This is a genomic window from Aquiflexum sp. (assembly GCF_977115555.1).
This window is the reverse complement of record NZ_CDSBKL010000635.1, coordinates 1-1,533: the sequence shown is the minus strand read 5'-3', so window position 1 is coordinate 1,533 and position 1,533 is coordinate 1. Positions and strand designations below refer to the sequence as shown.

Annotated in this window: 2 protein-coding genes; both read right to left on the bottom strand. The window is 41.6% G+C overall.

What is annotated here, in order from left to right:
- Positions 1 to 295, bottom strand: a 295-nt coding sequence (locus ACZFYI_RS20310; RefSeq protein WP_462525940.1) for a hypothetical protein, incomplete at its 3' end; no start/stop codon positions are given.
- 1 nt (position 296) lies between these two features.
- The coding region (locus ACZFYI_RS20305; protein WP_462525939.1) for a hypothetical protein at positions 297 to 1,533 on the bottom strand (1,237 nt) is incomplete at its 5' end.

The following is a 1,533-nucleotide window of genomic DNA, read 5'->3' as shown; positions in this document are numbered from 1 at the left end:
CAACTTCGTTCTGAGGGCACATGTACTCGATATCCCTTTGGCTTAGAATTTTTGCAATTTCTTGATCTTTTTGGTTATGTCGGCCTTCGCTTTGCAAAAGACTAAACTTTTTCAAAGAACAAATGTCAATGCCGAGATTTTCTTCCCAGATCTGGGTCGTTTTATCAACAATGTAAATGTTTTGGTCAGACGGGATGAGTTCCACCATAGTTGTGATTACTGCATAAACCTCATTCTCCTTATTTTTGCAGCATGAAAAAAGGAGAATAAATGTGATGAGAGTTAGGCCTTTCATATCAGTCGCAAGCTTTAATTCCCTTAGGAGTGGCATTGCCGAAGTTAGAATTGTTGGCTTCCGCATTAAGGATACTCGAAATTCTGTATTTCGTCTCAGGGTGAAGTGAATCATAGACATCAGTGAATTGAAGACCTCCCCAAGCCATGTCCTTAAAATATTGGGACCCCAGCGTATTTACATTGTATCCGATGCTAGAAGCAAAGTGCTTTAATTCCTCTTCAATGTCATTAAGAAACTTGGTTTCAACAATCAACGCATGGTGGCCATCACCAAAGTCATTTTCATACTTTTCCAAGTAATTATTTAAAAGTACATTAAGATCACAATTTGAGGGATATTTTTCCTCAAAAATTAAATAGGCATGTAGCATTTCGTGCATTATCGTTCTTGCAAAAGAAAGGTCGGTGGCGTTAGCCAGATTTGCTGAGTTAAGAGTCACGATTGCAAACCCATTTGAAATCTGTGGAGCGGTACAGGCAGTTGCCAGGGGATTTGAGCATGTTCCGTACCTGAATTTCACATTATAGCTAATAGGGACGGGTTGGTTGTCATTAAATTTTTCAAAAATCCTGCGCAATTCATGCTGTGTTCCACCGATCAATCCCTGTAAAATTTCTTTGTGACAATCTGAAAGACCCCGCATGTCGATCTGTAGGACCAACGGTGCCGGAACGGGAGGCGGCGTATAATTCACAGTCACATAAGTTGGCGTAGTTCCCCCTACACCGCCATAGGTCCCTGATGGACTTGAAGTCGGTCCATACGTGTAAATCACAGGCGTTGGCTCTGAGGGAAGACTACCTCCTGAGCATTCAAATACAACGCCATACTCATAGTGTTCCGTGGTTAAGCCACCTGAGGTCACAGTGTAAGCCAAGTAAGTGACTTGGTAATACTGGCAAGTGACGTCAAAGTTCTTTCCAATTGTGGTTTTTTTTCTTCCGTTTTCCATTTCCTCTTTCAATCGTTGGAACACATGCTGGATTTCTCCGTCTTCAATTTTAAAAGCTACGAAAAAACGTTCATCATACGTCCAAATATCCACCAACCCTGACCAACCCACGGGTATGTTGTTGTAGTAAATTTCCTTAAATTCTACAATCGACTCTATGTTGTCGGGATAGTACCGTGCAATCAATGGATCAAATCTGCCCTTTTCGGGGTTTTCGATGAACATAAGGTTTTGGATGATAGCTTCTGAAGGGTCGGATATTTTGAGGCTGTCCTTGAGGTAG